General features: G+C 67.0%; 17 protein-coding genes. 9 read left to right on the top strand and 8 right to left on the bottom strand.

Going from position 1 to position 19,777, the window contains the following annotated elements; translation table 11 throughout:
* Positions 1 to 101: 101 nt before the first annotated feature.
* A complete protein-coding gene (locus R5O87_RS21815) occupies positions 102 to 317 on the top strand; it encodes a helix-turn-helix domain-containing protein (protein WP_043419585.1) in 216 nt (71 codons plus the stop codon).
* Between the two features lie 14 nt (positions 318 to 331).
* On the opposite strand, the gene R5O87_RS21810 is transcribed toward R5O87_RS21815, so the two are convergent.
* On the bottom strand, positions 332 to 901 hold the full coding sequence (locus R5O87_RS21810) for a hypothetical protein (protein WP_410554028.1): 570 nt from the start codon (positions 899 to 901) through the stop codon (positions 332 to 334).
* Between the two features lie 157 nt (positions 902 to 1,058).
* On the opposite strand from R5O87_RS21810, the gene R5O87_RS21805 reads away from it, so the two are divergent.
* Positions 1,059 to 1,856, top strand: a complete 798-nt coding sequence (locus tag R5O87_RS21805; RefSeq protein WP_410554027.1) for a LysM peptidoglycan-binding domain-containing protein — start codon at positions 1,059 to 1,061, stop codon at positions 1,854 to 1,856.
* A 388-nt stretch (positions 1,857 to 2,244) separates the two neighbouring features.
* Positions 2,245 to 2,616 (top strand): Rv3235 family protein, encoded by a 372-nt coding sequence (locus R5O87_RS21800; protein WP_410554026.1) that lies wholly within the window; start codon positions 2,245 to 2,247, stop codon positions 2,614 to 2,616.
* A gap of 60 nt (positions 2,617 to 2,676) precedes the next feature.
* On the opposite strand, the gene secA is transcribed toward R5O87_RS21800, so the two are convergent.
* The 7 genes from secA to mtrA form a co-directional block, all read right to left on the bottom strand.
* Positions 2,677 to 5,406 carry a preprotein translocase subunit SecA gene (secA, locus tag R5O87_RS21795; RefSeq protein ID WP_410554025.1) on the bottom strand — a complete coding sequence of 910 codons (2,730 nt, stop codon included), beginning with the start codon at positions 5,404 to 5,406 and terminating at the stop codon, positions 2,677 to 2,679.
* Positions 5,407 to 5,491: 85 nt separating this feature from the next.
* The gene (locus R5O87_RS21790) at positions 5,492 to 6,706 is read right to left on the bottom strand and encodes a winged helix-turn-helix domain-containing protein (RefSeq protein WP_410554024.1); all 1,215 of its coding nucleotides are present in this window, start codon (positions 6,704 to 6,706) and stop codon (positions 5,492 to 5,494) included.
* A 29-nt stretch (positions 6,707 to 6,735) separates the two neighbouring features.
* Entirely contained in the window at positions 6,736 to 7,461 is a 726-nt protein-coding gene (gene hpf, locus R5O87_RS21785; protein ID WP_377990015.1) for a ribosome hibernation-promoting factor, HPF/YfiA family, read from the bottom strand.
* Between the two features lie 179 nt (positions 7,462 to 7,640).
* Positions 7,641 to 7,835, bottom strand: a complete 195-nt coding sequence (locus tag R5O87_RS21780; RefSeq protein ID WP_410554022.1) for a phosphoribosyltransferase family protein — start codon at positions 7,833 to 7,835, stop codon at positions 7,641 to 7,643.
* A gap of 832 nt (positions 7,836 to 8,667) precedes the next feature.
* Complete coding sequence (locus tag R5O87_RS21775; RefSeq protein WP_410554097.1) at positions 8,668 to 10,377, bottom strand: LpqB family beta-propeller domain-containing protein; 1,710 nt, start codon at positions 10,375 to 10,377, stop codon at positions 8,668 to 8,670.
* Between the two features lie 5 nt (positions 10,378 to 10,382).
* Positions 10,383 to 12,488 carry an MtrAB system histidine kinase MtrB gene (gene mtrB, locus R5O87_RS21770; protein WP_410554021.1) on the bottom strand — a complete coding sequence of 702 codons (2,106 nt, stop codon included), beginning with the start codon at positions 12,486 to 12,488 and terminating at the stop codon, positions 10,383 to 10,385.
* The gene (mtrA, locus tag R5O87_RS21765; protein ID WP_387097776.1) at positions 12,460 to 13,134 is read right to left on the bottom strand and encodes an MtrAB system response regulator MtrA; all 675 of its coding nucleotides are present in this window, start codon (positions 13,132 to 13,134) and stop codon (positions 12,460 to 12,462) included. The genes mtrB and mtrA overlap by 29 nt, the downstream gene beginning before the upstream one ends.
* Before the next feature lie 196 nt (positions 13,135 to 13,330).
* Between mtrA and R5O87_RS21760 the strand changes: the two genes are divergently transcribed.
* The 6 genes from R5O87_RS21760 (at position 13,331) to R5O87_RS21735 (ending at position 19,759) form a co-directional block, all read left to right on the top strand.
* Positions 13,331 to 14,746: a DUF7544 domain-containing protein gene (locus tag R5O87_RS21760; protein ID WP_410554020.1), complete on the top strand. Its 1,416-nt coding sequence runs from the start codon at positions 13,331 to 13,333 to the stop codon at positions 14,744 to 14,746.
* Positions 14,743 to 15,450, top strand: coding sequence for a DUF4129 domain-containing protein (locus tag R5O87_RS21755; protein ID WP_410554019.1), 708 nt, complete (start codon positions 14,743 to 14,745; stop codon positions 15,448 to 15,450). Before R5O87_RS21760 ends, R5O87_RS21755 begins: the two co-directional genes overlap by 4 nt.
* A 104-nt stretch (positions 15,451 to 15,554) precedes the next feature.
* The gene (locus tag R5O87_RS21750; protein ID WP_410554018.1) at positions 15,555 to 16,676 is read left to right on the top strand and encodes a DUF4350 domain-containing protein; all 1,122 of its coding nucleotides are present in this window, start codon (positions 15,555 to 15,557) and stop codon (positions 16,674 to 16,676) included.
* A 71-nt stretch (positions 16,677 to 16,747) separates the two neighbouring features.
* A complete protein-coding gene (locus R5O87_RS21745; protein ID WP_410554096.1) occupies positions 16,748 to 17,728 on the top strand; it encodes an AAA family ATPase in 981 nt (326 codons plus the stop codon).
* 4 nt (positions 17,729 to 17,732) lie between these two features.
* On the top strand, positions 17,733 to 19,025 hold the full coding sequence (locus tag R5O87_RS21740) for a DUF58 domain-containing protein (RefSeq protein ID WP_410554017.1): 1,293 nt from the start codon (positions 17,733 to 17,735) through the stop codon (positions 19,023 to 19,025).
* The gene (locus R5O87_RS21735; RefSeq protein ID WP_410554016.1) at positions 19,025 to 19,759 is read left to right on the top strand and encodes a DUF4166 domain-containing protein; all 735 of its coding nucleotides are present in this window, start codon (positions 19,025 to 19,027) and stop codon (positions 19,757 to 19,759) included. Before R5O87_RS21740 ends, R5O87_RS21735 begins: the two co-directional genes overlap by 1 nt.
* Positions 19,760 to 19,777: the final 18 nt, after the last annotated feature.

The raw sequence follows: 19,777 nt of genomic DNA, 5'->3' as shown, positions 1-19,777 counted from the left end.
ATTGTTACGGCATGCCTGCTCAATCGGAAAGGCATTCAGGCAAACAACATCAAACTGTGGATAACCGCATCACCCACGCCCAACAGTGGCACAATTGGACTATGCCCCGATTCCTTACGCTTGCAGATGTAGCCGAGCAGCTTCAGATCAATGCGCCGGCAGCGTATGCCCTCGTCCGCAGCGGCGAACTGAAGGCAATCCAGGTGGGTGGCCGCGGCCAGTGGCGTGTCGAGGAAAAGATGCTGGAGCAGTACATCGAAGAGCGTTATGCCGAGGCCAGCCGCATGATTCAAGAGGCAAAGTCCAAGTCCGTTTGAGCACGGGAGAGCCGTCAGAGTTCCCCGCCGCGCCGTGAGCGGAGCGCGCTCAGCGATTGGAACGGCACAGTAGCCACGTCGGCAACCCGGCCGGCCCTCCGCGCTTCGCCGGGCAATGTCAGTGCGAGGTCAAAGAAGTCCCGCCCCACCCTGTCGATCACGCCCGGGAGCTGTATGTCCGGTGACCGGCCTGCCAGCAGGACGGTGAGTTCGGCCCTGTCCCTTGCCAGCACCCGCAGGGCGCTGGCAAGGCCGAGTTTCCGGCGCACCGCAGATGCCTCGGCCACCGCGAACCTCCCGAGTCCGGTGTAGTGGCCCACGGCTGCATAAGGTATCAGTACCTGGTGCGTCGGCTCGTCGATGACCAGGCTTTCGGAGCCCGCATGGCTGAGCGTGCCGGCAAAGACAGGTCCCGAATTCAAGTGGACGCCGACGTGGCAGCCCACGGATCCACGCAGCCTGTCATCGAGCGCAATGGCAGCCGTGTCAGCCCGGGAACGCTCGGCAATCTCGGACTCCATGCCCAGGACCCCGGCTTCGGCGAGCTGCTGCTCCAGATCCTGAAAAAGTGCATTCCATCGCATTGCGCCAGCGTAGGCCCGCGCACGAAGGCGGTCAATTAATCCACAAACTTTCTTATCTCCATGGACAATCTCGGTATAGCTGCTGCAAACTGTCTCCATCGAGGCCAAACACATCAAAGTGGATCAAACTGCATCAAGACACTGGTTGGGGGAAGTCATGGCGGAAGAGGTTCAGCGTCGGGTAAGGGCAGAGGCTGCCCTGGCGGTGGTCATTCTGGGGCTCGGAGTCTTTCTGGCTCTCACCGGGTCCGGGATCGTCAATCACTGGAGCCGGTCCGCGGCTCGCCAGCAGGCGTTGGTCTTCGATGACCTGCTGGGACTGCTGGCCCTCGCCGCCGGGCTGACCGTCATCGCCTGGTGGCTGCTGTCCCTGGCCACCGCCTTCGCTTCGGCACTCCTGGAACGGACGGGGCATCACGCTGCCGCCCGCGCCACCGGGCGGTTCAGCCCTGTTTTCATGCGCCGGCTGGCGTTGGCCGCGGTGGGCGTCCAGCTCCTCGGGGCACCGCTTGCCCAGGCGGATGAATTGCCGGCCGCAGCCCTTTCCTCCAACAACGGATCGTCCCTCTCCGCAGCGTGGGCTCCTCTGGCGGAGCCTCGGCCGGACCTGCCCGCCGGCCGTTCCGCGGGGTACGGGGTCACCCAAAGATCAGTCCCGGACCCCGGCGAACTCCAGCCCCAGTGGAAGCCGCGCGTCCCGGTTGTGCAGCCCGGCCTCGTCAGCTCATTGCCCGCCAGGGCAACAGCGGAGCCAGCCAATGCCCGCGGTGAGGTGCCGGTACGTGCCGGCGAATCGCTGTGGACCATCGCCGCACGCGAACTGGGGCCCAGCGCCTCAGAGCTGGAGGTAGCAGCCCGCTGGCCGCTCTGGTATCAGGCCAACCTGAATGTCATCGGCCCCGATCCCAATGTCCTTCTCCCGGGCCAGCTCCTCAGCCCGCCGCCCCCGCCGTAACCGGCTCGGCACCCGTTTCCTCCGCGCTACGTCCGTCACCGCCCCAAGGACCGGCCCCCTCTCGCGGCCGTCCAAAGCCAACCCCACCAGAAGGCCCAGCCCTACCAGAAGGCCAGCCCCACCAGACGGCCCAGCCCTACCAGAAGGCCAGCCCCACCAGACGGCCAGCCCCACCAGACGGCCGGCCCAACCAGAAGGACCGAACATGACTGCAGTAACTCCAATACGGCGTGCTGGAAACGCTGTTCTTGAACCCGTCCCGGCCGGGCCGGCCTGCACGGGAGCGGCTCCCATCCGTCCTGAGCAAGCCCGGCCCCCGCAAACCCAGGCAACTCAAACCCAGGCAACTCAAACCGGCCTTACGCAGCCCAGGCTTACGCAGACCCTAGTGGCGGTCCCCTCCCCCGGCGACGAGGCGCGTGAGATCTGCGCCATCACCAGGGCCACAGTCCAGGCCGCCATTGAGGTCCTGGCCGGGACGAGGCCCATCCACCAGCTGGCGCGGCGGCTGGACCAGCGCTGCCTCACCGTGCTCCAGCACCGGGCGGCCCTCACCCGTCGGGTGGCGGCCCGGGCTCCCCGGAAAATGGGGCTGCTCCACCGCAACGCCTCAGTCCGCTCGGTCCGGGCATGCGGGGTGACGCCTGACGTTTACGAAGCCAGCGCGGTGGTGATTGATGAATTGCGGGTCCGGGCGGTCGCCGTCCGGCTGGAACGCAGCAAGAACGTTTGGCGTGTCACAGCCCTGGAGATTGGCTGATGCGAAAACAGGAAGGGACCGGAGCACGAAGCTCCGGCCCCTTCCTCTCATGTCCGCTGGCTAGCGCTTTTTCTTCTTGTCGCGCCGGTCCTGCGATGCGGCCTTGGCGGGGTTGCCCGAACGGCCCGCGGGCCGGCCCTCGATCCGGGTCTCGGCTCCGCCGTCCTCCCGGGGCGCGGTGTACTGGAGCTGGGCGGGCTTTTCCGGCGCTTCGAGGCCTGCGGCCCGGATCTGCGGCTCATGGTGTTCGGTGTGGCCGCCGGCGGCATCGGCCACCACGACGTCCTCGGCCGGGGTGACTTCCACCTCGAGGTTGAAGAGGAAGCCGACGCTCTCCTCCCGGATGGCTTCCATCATGGACTGGAACATCGTGAAGCCTTCACGCTGGTACTCCACCAGCGGGTCACGCTGGGCCATGGCGCGCAGGCCGATGCCTTCCTTCAGGTAGTCCATCTCGTACAGGTGCTCCTGCCACTTCCGCCCGATGACGGAGAGCACAACGCGCCGCTCGAGCTCACGCATGCTTTCGGAGCCGATGGCTTCCTCGCGTGCCTGATACACCAGCTTGGCATCAGACATGATTTCTTCCTTGAGGAACTCCACGGTGATGCGCGACTTGCCGCCGGCCTCGTCGATGACGTCGTGCGGCGTCACGGTGACGGGGTACAGCGTCTTGAGGTTGGTCCAGAGCTGGTCGAAGTCCCAGTCGTCGCCGTTGCCTTCGGCCGTGGCTTCGTCGATGAGTGCGTTGATGGTGTCTTCCAGGAAGAACTGCACCTTTTCGTGAAGGTCGTCGCCTTCCAGAATCCGGCGGCGGTCGCCGTAGATGGCTTCGCGCTGGCGGTTGAGGACGTCGTCGTACTTCAGGACGTTCTTGCGCTGCTCGGCGTTGCGGCCTTCGACCTGCCCCTGGGCGGAGGCAATGGCACGCGAGACCAGCTTGGATTCCAGCGCGACGTCGTCGGGCACGGAGCTGTTCATCAGCCGCTCCGCGGCACCCGAGTTGAACAGGCGCATGAGGTCGTCGGTCAGCGACAGGTAGAAGCGGGACTCGCCGGGGTCGCCCTGGCGGCCGGAGCGGCCGCGGAGCTGGTTGTCGATGCGGCGGGATTCGTGGCGTTCGGTTCCCAGCACGTACAGGCCGCCCAGTCCCAGGACTTCCTCGTGCTCGTCCTTGACGGCCTTTTTCGCAGCTTCCAGAGCCCCGGGCCAGGCGGCCTCGTACTCGTCCGAGTTTTCCTCCGGGTCAAGTCCGCGCTGCGCCAGTTCGGCGATGGCGGTGAACTCCGCGTTGCCGCCCAGCATGATGTCGGTACCGCGGCCGGCCATGTTGGTGGCGACGGTGACGGCGCCCTTGCGTCCGGCCTGGGCAACGATGGCGGCTTCACGGGCGTGGTTCTTGGCGTTCAGGACCTCGTGCCGGATGCCCTCCTTCGCCAGCAGGCGCGAGAGGTACTCGCTCTTTTCGACGCTGGTGGTGCCCACCAGGACCGGCTGGCCGTCCTCGTGGCGTTCGGCGATGTCCCGGACCACGGCCTCGAACTTCACGACCTCGTTCTTGTACACGAGGTCGGACTGGTCTATCCGCTGCATGTCGCGGTTCGTGGGGATGGCGACCACCCCGAGCTTGTACGTGCTCATGAATTCGGCGGCTTCGGTTTCGGCCGTGCCGGTCATGCCGGAGAGCTTGTCGTACATGCGGAAGTAGTTCTGCAGCGTCACCGTGGCGAGGGTCTGGTTTTCAGCCTTGATCTCGACGCCCTCTTTGGCTTCGATCGCCTGGTGCATGCCTTCGTTGTAGCGTCGGCCGGCCAGGATACGGCCGGTGTGCTCGTCAACGATGAGGACCTCGCCGTCGAGGATGACGTAGTCCTTGTCCCGCTTGAACAGTTCCTTGGCCTTGATGGCGTTGTTGAGGAAACCGATCAGCGGCGTGTTGGCGGACTCGTAGAGGTTCTGGATGCCGAGGTAGTCCTCGACTTTTTCGATTCCGCCTTCGAGCACGCCGACGGTGCGCTTCTTCTCGTCGACTTCATAATCCTTCTCCGGCTGCAGGCGCAGGACCACCTTGGCGAATTCGCTGTACCAGCGGTTGGTGTCACCCTGGGCCGGGCCGGAAATGATCAACGGAGTACGGGCCTCGTCGATGAGGATGGAGTCCACCTCGTCAACGATCGCAAAGTTGTGGCCGCGCTGCACCAGCTCGGACTTGTCCCAGGCCATGTTGTCGCGGAGGTAGTCGAAGCCGAATTCGTTGTTGGTGCCGTAGGTGATGTCGGCAGAATACTGCTCGCGGCGGACGGACGGGTCCTGGTTGGCGAGGATGCAGCCACTGGTGAGCCCCAGGAAGCGGTACACGCGGCCCATCAGCTCGGACTGGTATTCGGCCAGGTAGTCGTTCACGGTGACAACATGCACGCCATTGCCGGTGAGGGCGTTGAGGTAGGCCGGAGCAGTGGCCACCAGAGTCTTGCCTTCACCGGTCTTCATTTCGGCGATGTTGCCCAGGTGCAGGGCCGCGCCACCCATGAGCTGCACGTCGAAGTGCCGCATGCCGAGTGTGCGCGAGGACGCCTCGCGCACGGCGGCGAAGGCTTCAGGCAGGAGGTCGTCAAGCTTCTCGCCGTCCTGGTGGCGCGCGCGGAGCCGGTCTGTTTCTTCACGCAGTTCCGCATCCGAGAAGGTCTGGAACGAGTCTTCAAGGGCATTAATGGAATCAGCATAGTTCCGCAGCTGCCGCAGGAGCTTCTTGTCACCTGTGCGGAGAAGTTTTTCGATTAGTGATGCCACGTGAAGTTGCTCCCAGTCTCATGCTGCCGAATTCTGGCGTGATTTAGTCTACGGGAGAGACGCATGGCACGTTGCCCCTGTTCCCTCACAGCGGATAGCCGTTGCCGGCGGCCGCAACCGCGGGAGCCAGATCCCCCACCGGCGAGACGGCTACGCCGTCCAGTCCAAGCCAGCCTGCCATCAACTGCAGTTCGGCCGCGAGTTCGACGGCGGTGTCCGCCGGAGCGTCCGGCTCACCGAAGCACGCCTTGGCAAGCAGCAGGCCCGCGGCCCGGTCTGCCTTCAGGTCCACCCTGGCCACGATGCGGTCGCGGAGCAGAAACGGAAGCACGTAGTAGCCAAAGCGGCGCTTGGCCACCGGGGTGTAAATCTCGATCCGGTAGTGGAATCCGAAGAGCTCTTCGAGCCTGCGCCGTTCAAAGACGAGCGAATCAAACGGGCTGAGCAACGCCCTGCCGGTTGCCGTGCGCGGCAACCGTGCTTCGGCGTGGCGGAACACGTTCCGGTCCCAGCCTGCCACGGTCACCGGCTCGAGCCGTCCGGCGTCAACCAGCCGCTGCACCGCGGCCCCGGCAGCCTTCAACGGAGTCCTGAAGTAGTCGGCAAAACACCGCACGGTCCCGATCCCGTGGGCCCGCGCCGCCGCATCAATGAGCCGGTCCATGGCGTCCAACGGATCCGGCACCGCGTCGAGGTCATGCCCGGGCAAAACCTGACGGGTCAGGGTGTACTGCCGCTCGAACTGGTCAGTCCTTGAGGCCGACGAGACAACCCCTTCCTCGAACAGGTGCTCGAGGACGCGTTTGACGGCGTTCCAGTTCCAGCCCCAGTTGACGTGCTTGCGGTCTTCGACATGCCCGAGCCTTGCGGTGAGTTCGGCGGCGGTCATGGGCCTGCCGTCGGCGAGCGCCTCAAGCACCCTGCCCGTCACCCCGGAGCGCAGACCGGGGTCCATTCCTGCCGCCCCAACCCACTTCCGGTTCTGCCACACCACCAGGTCCAGGAAATGTTCCGGGCGGATATAGCTGGCTTCGTGGGCCCAGTACTCCATCATCCGCCGCGGGTTCCTGCCGGCCATGTGCTGCAGGATGGTGCGGTCGTAGGCGCCAAGCCTGGAAAAGAACGGGAGGAAGTGGCTGCGGGCCAGAACGTTGACCGAATCGATCTGTACGAGTTGGATCCGGGCAAAGGTCCGGCCCACCGCCCGTGAGGTCACGGGTCCGGCGGGCCGTCCTTTGTCCAGTCCCTGGGCTGCCAGTGCGATCCGCCGTGCCTGCGAGAGGCTCAGCGATGCACCCATGTCAGCCCTTTCGTTGTCTGGGCTCCATCTTAGGCAGTTGCGGCTGCATCATCCGAGCGGTACGCAAGGATTTTCTCCTCATGCGTGTTCTCGCCGGGTTCGCAGTAATGGTCGAGGGTGATAACCCCGTATGTCCATCCGCGGCGACGGTACACAACCGATGGTGCGTTCGTGGCCTTGTCCACGAAGAGGTAAAAGTCGTGACCGATAAGTTCCATGTTGTCCACGGCGTCGTCAAGGGTGAGGGACGCGGCCGGGAACACTTTACGCCGGATCAGTACCGGCGAGTCGCCGGCAGGGATGTCGTTGTCGACGTCGTACGGCGATTTCTCAGCCGGTTCCGGAGCGGCCTGGGCGTTATTGCTCGCTTCGACGTAAATCGGCTGGTTGGAGCTCGCGGGCTCCAGCGTTGCAGTTGCCTCGCGTACTGCCTTAGGCGTGTGCCGCCCGTGGTGGACCTTCTTGCGGTCCTTGGCCCTGCGCAGCCGCTCAAGCAGCTTGTTGTAGGCGAGGTCGAACGCGGCGAACTTGTCTGCGGCGCTTGCTTCGGCACGGATCACGGGGCCGCGGCCCAGGACTGTCACTTCAACCGTGAGCTGGTCACCGGTCTGCCGCGCATTTGTTTCCTTTGAAACCTTCGCGTCGACCCTCTGGACCTTGTCCCCAAGCGATTCGATCTTTGAGATCTTCTCGCCGGCGTATTCGCGGAAGCGGTCCGAGACCGTCAGATTCCGTCCGCTGATCATGAACTCCATGGTGCCCTCCAAATGACTTCGGTGACACGACGGCGGCACTTCCGGGGGACGATCTGATTGACAGTCGAGCCCCTTTCCGAGCCGCTATCGAAAGGTACAACTGATCTTGGTACCCATATCCGACGTTAGTTCATAGCAACCAGTTATTCACCCTTTCGCAGTTTATTTTTTTCTATGTCTCAGCTAAGCCCCAGCTGGTCCACAGGATGCAGCGACTGCGCGGGGACGGCCGCCGCGTCCGGTGCGCGGGTGGCGGCAAGGACCACGGCGCCGCGCACAATTCCGCCGGCTTCGTTGATGGCCCGGGCGGCTTCCGCGAGGGTGGCGCCGGTGGTCAGGACATCGTCGACGATGATGCACTGCCTCCCCCGCAACGACCGGCCATGGGCTCCCCGCGCGCATGGAACCGCGGACCCTTCGGGACCTGTCTCCCCTGCCGAGTCCCTTCTGGCCGCCGACCAGGCCTGCTCCGGCTCCGGGATTGCTGACCTTGCGCAATGCATCATTGCATTGCCAGCGACGGTCGCTGAAACCGCGCCGGACGCCGGCCAGCAGCAGGTGAACGGGGCTGAAGCCGCGTTTCCGGTACGCGCTGCCGCTGGTCGGGACGGGAACGAGGACCATGCCGTCGGTTCCGGCATACGCTGCCCCAAGCGCGTTGGCAAGGACCCTCGACAGCACCGAACGCAGCTGGACCTGGCCGTGGCGCTTGAAGGCCAGGATGGACTGTGAGAGCTCCTCACGGTAAATACCCGCCGCGACCACCGGCAGGATCACCGACCCGTCAGTATCCATCAGCGCCGGCGCCCCGGTCTCAGCCCGGAAGGGATGGCAGGTGAGCATCCGGAGCCTGCGCTCGCATCCGGCACAGAGCGCCAGGTCCTCCTTGCCGCAGCAGACGCATTCCACGGGCAGCGCGAGGGCCACAATGTCGGCAGCGGCCCCCGCCAGCAGGTCCCAGGCCTGCAGGAAGCGCAGCCTGTGCTCCCCGCGGTGGCGGGCATGCCATGGCGGCTGGACCAGCAGATCCGGGTCTGCCGAAGTCCTCTGCCCGTCGCCCGTCCGCCGGCTTCCCACGATTCAAGGGTGGTGCAACGGCTCCGGCCGGAAAAGAGCGGGCGGCCATTATGTGGAAAACGTGAGGCAGGAGACGCGCCGGCCCTCAATCCTCCGGACAGGGATGCCCCGCGCAGGAAGGACCGAGGGTCAGCCGGGGAAGGACGGGTCCGTGGGTCCCTTCAGCTGCGCCGACCAGCCATTGCCGAGCCTCTGGAAGACCCCGTCCCTGGACTGCGCGTAGATCTCCTCCGGACCGTTGCCGGCGCTGAGGGAAACCAGCCCCGGCCACGGGGCGAGCTTCTGCGGCTGGGACGACGTGAGCGACAGTAGTTCGGGAGTCACGTTAGCCGTGCCGTCACCCTTCATGACCACAGCCGTGGTGTCGTTCACCCACACTCCCTGGTCCGGGTTGCCGCTGGCCTGCAGCGTGATGGGCGCGGTCAGTTCCTTGGGGGTGCCGTCAGCACCGCGGATGATCCCGGTCACCTGCACGCGCGTAATACCGTTCTGTTCGGAGATCACCAGTGCCCGGACACCTTCCCGGGACACCCGGAAGTCCTTCACCGTGCGGCCGGCCAGCCAGGACGGGGTCAGCGTTACTGAAGGCACCGCTGCACCCTGGGCTATTCCCGTGGGACGGAAGGCGGTCAGCTCCGTGATGCCCTGCGCCCCGGGGCCCGCGGTCCACAGCCAGTCATGCAGGCTGAATGACGGGTGCGTCAGCGTGCTGCGGGTGGTCAGGGCGCGCGCGGGCTGGCCGGGCACCATCGAATAGAGCGTGCTGCGGCTGCCGTTCAGGAAGGCCACCGTCTGCGAGACGGGCGACTCGGCGGGCGAGCGCGGTTTCAGGGCAGCCACCGGCTGCATGTCAGGCAACGGTGACACCCTGTTGTTCTCGTACCGCACCAGCTCGTTGTTGCTGACGGCGATCTGGCGTGCGGGGACATTTCTGTTCTGGACCGGCGGCAGCACGGAGCCGTTGTCCTCCACCCGGACGAGGTCCTGGTTGGCCCGCAGCTCCACGTTGATGACGTCCGGCTGGCTGCGGAATGTGAGGGCCAGCTGCGTCTGCATCCTGAGCCGGTCCTCGGTGGACGCGTCGGTCAGCTCCTTCGCCGACAGATCGACCTGGGCTGCGCCCGAGACGACGGGCACCGATTCCCTGGCAAGTTTCATTCCGGACGGGAATGCGCTGACGACGGCGCCCTTCAGATACGGGGCGGGGCCGCCGAGCAGGGCGCTCGTCATGGATTTCACGGTCTTCTTTTTAATGAACCAGCGGACGTCCGGGACGGCATAGGTGAAGCTGGGGTCGTAGAAGTAGATGGGGTAGGCGCCGTAGATGACCTTGAAGGTCTCCTCGGGGATGGCGGTGCCGTCCGGGATCTTGGAGATGCGCCATTCGCCGTCAACCTGCACCAGAGTCACGGGGATGTTTTCCTTGGTTCCCTCCGGCATCTGGGTGGCCACGCCGTCGGAATCCACTGAGTAGGCAACGTCCAGTTCGTAGTTGTAGACGCCCTCGGCGCCGGTCTTCACCACACGCTCGGAGCGGAACACCAGCGTCCGCTGGTCTGGCTTCCAGGCCACCGAGGATGCCTGCGTGAGGTACTGCCGTGCCACGGCGTAGTCATCCTCGTACCCGCTGCCTGCCAGGTAGAAATCCTCGATGACCGCTTCGGGACTGGACCCGGTGCGCGGCGCCACGGGAAAGAACACCGGCGCATTGGGATTTCCGGCGCTTTCGTCCGTGCTCTTTCCAACGGGGCCGGACCGCGGAATCTGGGCGCACGATGCCAGGAATAGCAGCACGACGGCCAGCAGCCCCGCGGCCAGTCCGCGGGCCGCGGGGCGCACCCGGCTCACGGGCGCTCCCCCGTGCGCGCTGCTTCAGGTGTTCCCGGCCGGAAGGCGGAAGACTCTGCTTCGGCGGAGTCCCTGGCCGGCGCAACGCCACCTGCGGAGTCGTCGGCGACCACCGCGCCCCCGGAAACAGGGCCCCCGGAAGCAAGGCCCCCAACAGCGGAGTCATGAGGCACAGAGTCTCCAGCCGCGGGGTCCTTGGGCGCAGCGGTGGCGCCGGGCCCCAGGACAAGGACACTGTGGTCCCCGGGCGTGCCGAGGCCCACGTCTGCAGGTTCCAGCGGCAGCGGCGACTTCGTGATGGTGCCGCCCTGTTTAAGAGGCAGCGTGAGCCGGAAGCTGGAACCGACGCCGGTGTTTCCCCAGGCCTGCAGCCAGCCGTTGTGCAGTTTCGTGTCTTCGGTGGCAATGGATAGGCCCAGGCCGCTGCCTCCGGTGGTGCGGGCCCGGGCGGGGTCGGCGCGCCAGAAGCGATCGAACACCCGTGCCGCCTCGGCCGGGCTCATGCCGATTCCATGGTCCCGAACAGTGACCGCAACGGCGTCCCCGTTCGAAGCGACGGAGATATTGACGGGACGGCCTTCGCCGTGTTCGAGGGCGTTCAGGATCAGGTTCCGCAGGATCCGGTCGATGCGCCGGGAATCCATTTCCACCACAACGCTGCCTTCCGGTGCATTCAGCATCATCTTCGAACCATATTCTTCGGCGACGGGCGCCGCGCCCTCCATGACATGCGAGATGAGCTGGACGATGTCCGTCGCCTCGGCGTCGAGCATGGCGACGCCGGCGTCGAACCGGGAAATTTCCAGCAGGTCCGCCAGCAATGACTGGAACCTTTCCACCTGGTTGTAGAGCAGTTCGGCCGACCTCTTGTTGATGGGGTCAAAGTCGTTGCGGGCGTCATACAGCACCTCGGCGGCCATCCGGACGGTGGTCAGCGGCGTGCGGAGCTCATGGGAGACGTCGGACACGAAGCGCTGCTGCATCTGGGACAGCGTGGCCAGCTGCGTGATCTGCTCCTGCAGGCTTGCGGCCATGTGGTTAAACGACGCCCCGAGCCGGGCCACCTCGTCCTCGCCCTTGACCACCATGCGCTCCTGCAGCTGGCCCGCCGCCAGCTTTTCCGACACCACAGCGGCATGGCTGACCGGGCTCACCACGTTGCGGGTGACATACCAGGCGATCGCGCCGATCATGAGGATCAGCGCAGCGCCGCCGGCCCAGAGGACGTTCTGGATTTCGTTGAGGGTCTGCTGTGCGGTGTTGAGGTCGTAGATCAGATAGAGCTCATAGACAGTGCCGTTGAAGGTGACCTTGTTGCCGACGGCGATGCCGGGCCGGTCCTCGGTCCCCACCGGGAATTCGGTGGAAGCCCAGAACTGTTCCTTGCCGGAATCCTGGACGGCCTTCCGGAGATCGGGCGGGATGACGCTGATGGTCAACTGGTCGGAGGCGCGCGATTCCACCCACCGGTTACGGGGCTTCGTCTGCTCCGGCATCGCCTCAAACACGTAGCGGCGCTGGATGACCGAGCCCTTGCCCTCCACCGCGTTCAGGGTGTCGTAGACGAGCGTGATCACGCTGGACTGGTCGGTGACCTGGGCGCCGTCGAACGTGTCCTGCACCTGCTTGACGTTGTAGCGGGTCTCGGACTCCGCCTGGGTCAGCCGTTCCTGGAAGAGGTTGTTGGCGATCTGGTTGGACAGGTAGGCGCCGACGATCGCGAACGAGCTGATGGACAGCAGCAGGGTGGTCAGGACGGTGCGGAACTGCAGCGACCGGCGCCACCGCCGCTGCAGGGAGCGCAGCAGGTACCGGATGCCGGGGAAGATGCGGTCGACGCCGGTACGCACCAGGCGTGCCACCCGCAGCACGACGATCAGGGCGCGGCGCCGCCAGATCCGGGCCTGCGAGGGCAGCCTGGCGAGCCCGGCGCCAAAGGCGTCGGTGTGCTCCGGGACCGGACGGGGACCGGGTTTGCGCGATGCGTCCCGGGCATGCTCCGCCGCGGGAGCGCTGCCGTGGGCTTCGGAACCGGATCCCGCGGGCGCCTCAGGGGGATTCTGGCCCTGCGGTTCAGGACCCTGCTTTGTAGCCGACACCACGAACCGTCAATACAACTTCCGGGGCTTCCGGATCACGTTCAATCTTGGACCGCAGGCGCTGGACATGGACATTGACCAGCCGGGTGTCAGCCGCGTGGCGGTAGCCCCAGACCTGCTCCAGGAGCAGCTCACGGGTGAAAACCTGCCAGGGCTTGCGCGCCAGGGCCACCAGGAGATCGAACTCGAGGGGGGTTAGCGAAATCCGCTCGTCTCCGCGGCTGACGAGGTGGCCGGCGACGTCGATGGTGATATCTGCGATGCGCAGCGTCTCGGGTGCCTTCTGGTCACCTGGGCGCAGGCGTGCCCGCACCCGGGCAACGAGTTCCGCGGGCTTGAAGGGCTTGGGGACGTAGTCGTCGGCACCTGATTCCAGTCCCCGGACCACATCGGAGGTGTCCGACTTGGCCGTCAGCATGACGATCGGAACGTCCGACTCGGAACGGATCTGCCGGCATACCTCGATGCCGTCCGTGCCCGGCAGCATCAGGTCAAGGAGCACCAGATCCGGCTTTGACGAGCGAAACACGTCCAGAGCCTGTCCGCCGTCCGCGCAGAAGACGGGCTCAAAGCCGTCGTTGCGCAGGACAATGCCGATCATTTCTGCGAGCGCCTCGTCATCATCAACCACCAGAATGCGTGCCTTCATAGTTATATATTCCCTTATTGCCCTTGCTTTGTCGTATTGATGGAGTTTTCGGCGGGGCGCGTGCCGGGGCAGCGGACACGGCAGCCGGCGGTCCGCCCCGGGAGCCAACCGGCCCGGAAGCTAGGATGCCCGACGGCGGAACTATAGTCTGGAGGTGCCCGGCCGTTGGCCGGTGCGCACCTTGGGGAGGAACAGGTTGTCAGAGCAGGATCCGCAGCACCCGCCGTCCGGACAAAGGCCTGAATACCGCCCGCCGGAACCCTCCTCCGCAAACAGCTCCCAGCCCCATAGCCCGTGGGTTTCACCGCAGCAGCAGCTCTGGGGCGCACCCCCGCAGTGGGGCAGCCAGCAGCCCGGGCCATACCCGTCCGGCGCACAACAGCCCTACGGGCCTCCGCACCAGTGGGGTGCCGGGCAGTACTCTGCAGTTCCCTACCCGATGTACGCGGCTCCGCCGAAACCCGGCGTGGTGCCGCTGCGGCCGCTGATGTTCGGCGAAATCATGGACGGGGCCTTCCAGACGATCCGGAGGAATCCCAAAGCCATGCTTGGCGCAGGCCTGCTGGCCCAGGCGCTGGGTGCTGTGATCACCGCCGTTGTCCCGATGGTCACCCCGGCCTCCGATGCTTCCGCGGAGGCCTGGCTGGGGAACCTCAGCACTTCGGAGGTGACCGGGATCGTCGCAGGTCTGGCGGGCGGCTTCATGCTCGTCGGCCTGGTGTCCGTGTTCATCTCCGTGGTGATGCAGGGGGCCATGGTGGTCCCCGTGGCCAGGGCCATCCTCAACCGGCACACCGGGTTCCGGCAGATGTGGCACCTGGCACGCAGCCGCGCGTGGGCGCTGGTCCGCCTGGCCGGGATCGGGGTGGCCGCCGTACTGCTGTTGGTGGCCCTCATCGCCGTGGCCACCGCGCTGCTGGCCAATTCGATGGGCACGGGGTCGCTGGTCATCGTGCTTCCCCTGTTTCTGGCCTTTTTTGCGGCCATGATCTGGGTGTCCGTCAAGCTGACGGTGGCGCCCGCGGTCATCGTCGTCGAGGATTTGGGAGCGCTGGACGGCATCCGGCGCTCCTGGGCCGTCACCCGGGGAAGCTGGTGGCGCATCCTCGGCATCGTCCTCGTCGTCTCGCTCCTCGTGGGCATCATCGGCCAGATCATCCTCATTCCGGTCACCCTGCTCTCCGGGCTGCTGACCACCGTCGCCGGCCCCCAGGAAGCGGCCGGCCAGACGGCCACCCTGCAGGTAGTGGCCGGTGTGGCCACGGCTGTCGTTTCCGCCGCCGTCGGGGCGGTGGCGTTCGCCTTCCAGACCTCGGTCATGGCCCTGCTTTACATGGACTTGCGCATGCGCAACGACGGCTTGGATATTGCGCTGCTCCGGCTGCTGGAAACCGGAAACGACGACGGCGGCATCCCGGGCCGGGGCGTCCCTGTCTTCAGCGCAGGCCGGAACAGCACAGACCGGAACAGCGCGGGGCCCAGCCAGCCTTGGCCCTACCAGCCCGGGCCTTACCAACAGGGCCCGTACCGGCCCGGTCCCCAGCAACAGGGGCCGTACGGAAATTCAGCAGGTTGGCCGCCGCCACCGGGCCCCCCAACGATGCCGGGATGATCGCCGTCGGCCTCGTCCCGGTCCTGCGGCACGCGGCGGTGCTGCTGCAGCCAGCCATGGAACCGCCGGTACAGCCTGACCGGGAAGAAGCGCGCCGCTGGGCGGTGGAGGAGCTCTCCAAACGCGAGTACCGGGAGGCCGCACCCGGCTGGCTGGAAACCCTCTGGCGGCAGTTCCTCGACTGGCTGCAGTCCGTGACCGACGGACAGTCGCCCGCCGACGGACCTCCGGTGGCGCCCTTGATCGGCCTGGGCATCGCCATCCTGATAGGCGTCGCCATCGTCCTGGCGCGGCCCCGGCTGAATGCCCGCCGCCGCGCACCGAAGGAAATTTTCGACGCCGAGACCGCCGCCACGGCAGCCGACTACCGCGAGCGCGCAAAAACCGCAGCCGCCGGCGGCGACTGGGCGGCCGCCGTCGTCGAGCAGTTCCGCGCCCTGGTGAGTTCCGCTGAGGACCGGGCCGTCCTGGATCCCCAGCCCGGCCGGACAGCCGACGAGGCTGCGGCACAGCTCACGCGCGCGTTCCCGGCGGCCGGCGACAAACTCGACGCTGCTGCCCGCATGTTCGACGCCGTCCGCTACGGCAGCGGGACCGCCGTAGCAGCCGACTATGCCGCGGTAGTTGAGCTGGACACGGCCCTGGAAAGGCTCACGCCTTCCTATGCAGAGCCCGGCCCCGGCGGACTGGCGGTGCCCCGGTGATGCCTCATCCCGGCACGGAGCCGGCACGCCCGGAAGCGGCGGGGGGTGTTCTTGTCGCAACCTCGCGCCCGAGGGCTGGCTGGCTGCGCAGGCACCGGGCGGGGGTGCTCTTCGGCATTGCCGTGGCCGTTGCCCTTGCGGTGATCCTCATACTCCAGTCGACGCAAAGAGCCGACAGCCAGGAGCTGTCCATCCGCAACCCCGGTCCGCAAGGCGGCAGGGCGGCCGCCCAGATCCTGAATGGACAAGGAGTCACTGTCGAACAGACGGCGTCGTTCGAGGAAACTGTGGCAGCAGCGCGTGCGGCCGCCGGCAGCGGGTCCGGCTCGACGGTGCTGGTCTACGACCAACGCGGGTTCCTCGAGCCCGAAAGGCTCCGCCGGCTGCTCGCAGAGACGGAGCGGCTGGTGGTGGTATCGCCGCGCCTCGCCACGCTGGCCGGCCTCGGCAGCACCATCCGGCAGGCCGGGGTGGTCCCTGGCTCTGAGCAGACCCTGCAGCCCGGATGCGCCGTTGCCGACGCCCAGGCCGCCGGCGACATCAGCGCCGACGGCGGCTTCCTCTACACCGGCGGCACCGTCTGCTACGGAGCCGGTGCCGGCGGGCGGGGCGTTTATGCCACGGCAGAGAGTGGAAATCTTGTGGTCATCGGCAGCACGGCGGTGATCAGCAACCAGTTCCTCGCCGCGAACGGCAACGCCGCCCTCACCCTCAGGACCCTGGGCAGCCAGGGACACCTCGTCTGGTACCTGCCGGGTCCCGCGGACCTCGGGGTCAACCCCGCACCGAAGACCCTTGCCGAACTTGCACCGGCGTGGTCGGCGTTTGTGGCCCCGTGGCTCATTGTGGTGGCCCTGTTTGCCATGCTGTGGCGCGGACGCCGCCTGGGCCCGCTGGTCTTTGAACCTTTGCCTGTTGTGGTGAAGTCCGCGGAAACCGCCGAGGGCAGGGCGCGCCTATACCACCAGGCCCACGACGTTGCCCGGGCGGCGGACACCCTCCGGGCAGGTACCATCGTCCGGCTTGCCTCAGCCCTCCGGGTGGGTACCGCAGCTGGGTTTACCGACGTGGCCGGCTCTGACGTGGCGGCCGCCGCTGCCCGGCACCTGGACCGCAACGCCGCAGAAATACAGCAGATCCTGCAACACCGTCCCGCAACCGAGGCCCAGCTTGTCCGCTGGGCCCAGGACCTTGTCCGACTCGAGAAAGAGGTACAGGCCAGATGAGCCAGCAGCCAAACGGGCACCAGCACGGCACCTACAGCGACGGGACCTACGGCGAGGCGCGGGTGGGCACCATGGCCGCTCCGCGCACGCCAGACCATTCCCCGGATCCCGTCCGGCAGGCGCTGCTGGACGTCCGGCAGGAGGTGGCAAAGGCAGTTGTGGGCCAGGATTCCACGGTCACCGGCATGCTCATCGCCCTCTTGTCGCGCGGACATGTGCTGCTGGAAGGAGTGCCGGGCGTGGCCAAGACGCTGCTGGTCCGCGCCCTGTCCGCTGCCTTGAGCCTGGACACCAAACGCGTGCAGTTCACCCCGGACCTCATGCCCGGCGACGTCACGGGATCCCTCGTATACGACGCCGCCAATTCGGAGTTCAGCTTCCGCGAAGGCCCCGTTTTCACCAACATGCTCCTGGCGGACGAAATCAACAGGACGCCGCCGAAGACCCAGGCCTCGCTGCTGGAAGCCATGGAGGAACGCCAGGTGTCCGTGGACGGTGTGTCGCGCCGGCTGCCCGTGCCGTTCATCGTGGCGGCCACGCAGAACCCCGTGGAGTATGAGGGCACCTACCCGCTGCCCGAGGCCCAGCTGGACCGCTTCCTCCTCAAACTCACCATGCCCCTGCCGGACCGGGCCGCCGAAATCGAGGTGGTCCGCAGGCACGCCGCCGGCTTCGATCCCCGCGACCTCGCCGCAGCCGGCATCCGCCCGGTGGCAGGCGCCGATGAACTGGAGCGGGCGCGGCAGGCCGTGGCCGCCGTCGAAATCTCGCCCGAGGTGCTCGGCTACATCGTGGACGTGGTCCGGGCAACGCGCGCCGCCCCGTCCTTCCAGCTCGGCGTCTCGCCACGCGGTGCCACGGCGCTGCTGAACACCTCACGTGCCTGGGCCTGGCTGTCCGGCCGGCATTTTGTCACTCCGGATGACGTCAAGGCGCTGGCCCAGCCGTGCCTGCGGCACCGTGTGGCGCTCCGGCCCGAAGCCCTGATGGACGGCGTCCGGGTGGACGACGTGCTGGGCAGCATCCTGGCCTCCGTCCCGGTCCCCCGCTGATCCCATGGCCATTTCCGGACGGCTGGTACTCCTGGCGGCGGCCGGGCTGCTGCCGGTGCTGCTGTTTCCCGGCTGGCCGGGCGTACTTGCCGTACTCCTGGTCCTTGGCGCCCTGATCCTGGCGGACCTGCTGCTGGCCGCGGCGCTGCAACAGGTTTCGGTGAAAAGGTCGGCGCCCGCCAACGTGACGCTCGGGGGCACCGCGGATGCTGTGCTGACGGTGCATAACCGCGGCACGCGCAGGCTCAGGGCCGTGGTGCGTGATGCCTGGCAGCCATCCGCCGGGGCGGAAAACCCGGTCCAGGCTGCAGAGGTTCCCGCGGGTGAACGGCGCCGCCTCAGCGTCCGGCTCAGGCCCCTCCGGCGCGGTGATCTCCGGGCGCCCCACATCACCGTCCGCTCCTTCGGGCCGCTCCGGCTGGCCGCCCGCCAGAAAACGGTGCAGGTCCCCGGGTCGCTGCGGGTGCTGCCGCCCTTCAATTCACGGCGGCACCTGCCGTCAAAACTGCGCCGGCTGCGGGAGCTCGACGGCAAGGCGGCAGTGCAGATCCGCGGGGCCGGAACGGAGTTCGACTCCCTGCGCGACTATGTCCGCGGTGATGACGTCCGCTCCATCGACTGGCGGGCGACGGCGAGACGGTCCGCCGTCGTGGTCCGCACCTGGCGGCCGGAGCGCGACCGCCGCGTGGTGATCATGCTGGACACATCCCGGACCGCCGCTGCGCGCGTGAATGACGAACCCCGGCTGGACACTGGCATGGAGGCCGCGCTGCTGCTGGGCGTCCTGGCCGAACGCGGCGGCGACCGCGTCGATTTCTTCGCCTTCGACCGCAGGATGCGCGCCCGGGCAGGCACGACGGCGGGCAGCAACCTGCTGGGCCAGCTGGTGCAGGCCATGGCGCCGCTGCAGGCCGAACTCATCGAGCTGGACTGGGCACAGGTGCCGGCCCAGATCCGTGCGGTTTCGGCGCACCGTTCCCTCGTGGTCCTGCTGACTTCGCTGGACAGCGGCGCTCCGGAGGAAGGACTCATTCCGATGGCGGCGCGGCTCGCCCGGCAGCACGTCGTGGTGGTCGCGTCGGTCCGTGACCCGCTGCTGGGCGAGATGCTCCAGGACAGGACGACGGCGGCCCAGGTGTTCCGTGCCGCTGCCGCCGAACGCGCCCTGCTCGAGCGGGAAGCCGTGGGTGTCCAGCTGCGCCAGCTCGGCGTGGAGGTGGTGGACGCGGAGCCGCACCAGCTGCCGCCGGCACTGGCCGACGCCTACATCCGGCTTAAGGCGGCGGGACGGCTGTGATGACTGACCCGATCTACTGCCAGGCCCTGGGCGCAGACTTCTACAATCTGCAGCCCGAACTGCAGGAGTATTTTTCACTTGCCCCGGGCTCCGGCACCTTTGGCGTCGGCGAAGGCGTATTCGAGGTGGTGGGCTGCAGGCAGCGGTGGCTGCGGCCGCTGATGCGGCTGACCGCAGGCGAGCAGGCCTTCTTCCCGGAGTACGGCGAGGGTATCCCGTTCCGGATCGAAAACCATGCGCACCTGGATCCCTACGGCCGCTCCAGCCTGACGGCCCGGCGGGAGATCTTCTTCCCCGGGACCACCAGGATTTTCCAGGACACCACGAGTGTGGAGGCGGGCGGCGCCGGTTCCCACGTCCCAGGCAACCGGGCCCGCCTGGTGGACTACGTGGGCCGGTACCGCCGGCTGGTCACCGACCTCCACCTCTGTGTGACAGTGGAGGGCCGGCTGCGGGGAGTTTCCGAAGTATCCCGCCTGTTCCTTGGCCCGCTCCGGTTGCCCCTCCCGGCTGCCCTCGACGCGAAAGCGTATGCGGAGCAGTGGTGGGACCCGGCAGCCGGCAAATCCGGGCGGCACAGGATCCAGGTGAAGGTGATCCAGCCGCAGCTCGGCCTCATCCTGGTTTATGCGGGCCACTTCGACTACCGGCTGGAGCCCTACCCGGCCGGACATCCCTCGGCGGGCTTCCTGCCGGCGTATGCCAGGCCGGACCGCTGGGAGCGCCGAAGCTGAGTCGCTGCAGCCCACACA

The sequence above is a fragment of the Arthrobacter globiformis genome, assembly GCF_046536215.2.
In the GTDB taxonomy this organism is placed as follows: Bacteria; Actinomycetota; Actinomycetes; order Actinomycetales; family Micrococcaceae; genus Arthrobacter; species Arthrobacter globiformis_E.
This window is presented reverse-complemented; position numbering and strand designations above follow the sequence as displayed.

Excerpts from the sequence above, each read along its gene's own strand:
- R5O87_RS21790 (WP_410554024.1), bottom strand. The coding sequence starts at position 6,706 with ATGGGTGCATCGCTGAGCCTCTCGCAGGCACGGCGGATCGCACTGGCA.
- mtrA (WP_387097776.1), bottom strand. The coding sequence starts at position 13,134 with ATGAAGGCACGCATTCTGGTGGTTGATGATGACGAGGCGCTCGCAGAA.
- R5O87_RS21805 (WP_410554027.1), top strand. The coding sequence starts at position 1,059 with ATGGCGGAAGAGGTTCAGCGTCGGGTAAGGGCAGAGGCTGCCCTGGCG.
- R5O87_RS21740 (WP_410554017.1), top strand. The coding sequence starts at position 17,733 with ATGGCCATTTCCGGACGGCTGGTACTCCTGGCGGCGGCCGGGCTGCTG.
- R5O87_RS21735 (WP_410554016.1), top strand. The coding sequence starts at position 19,025 with ATGACTGACCCGATCTACTGCCAGGCCCTGGGCGCAGACTTCTACAAT.
- R5O87_RS21755 (WP_410554019.1), top strand. The coding sequence starts at position 14,743 with ATGATCGCCGTCGGCCTCGTCCCGGTCCTGCGGCACGCGGCGGTGCTG.
- R5O87_RS21815 (WP_043419585.1), top strand. The coding sequence starts at position 102 with ATGCCCCGATTCCTTACGCTTGCAGATGTAGCCGAGCAGCTTCAGATC.
- R5O87_RS21745 (WP_410554096.1), top strand. The coding sequence starts at position 16,748 with ATGGCCGCTCCGCGCACGCCAGACCATTCCCCGGATCCCGTCCGGCAG.
- hpf (WP_377990015.1), bottom strand. The coding sequence starts at position 7,461 with ATGGAGTTCATGATCAGCGGACGGAATCTGACGGTCTCGGACCGCTTC.
- R5O87_RS21810 (WP_410554028.1), bottom strand. The coding sequence starts at position 901 with ATGCGATGGAATGCACTTTTTCAGGATCTGGAGCAGCAGCTCGCCGAA.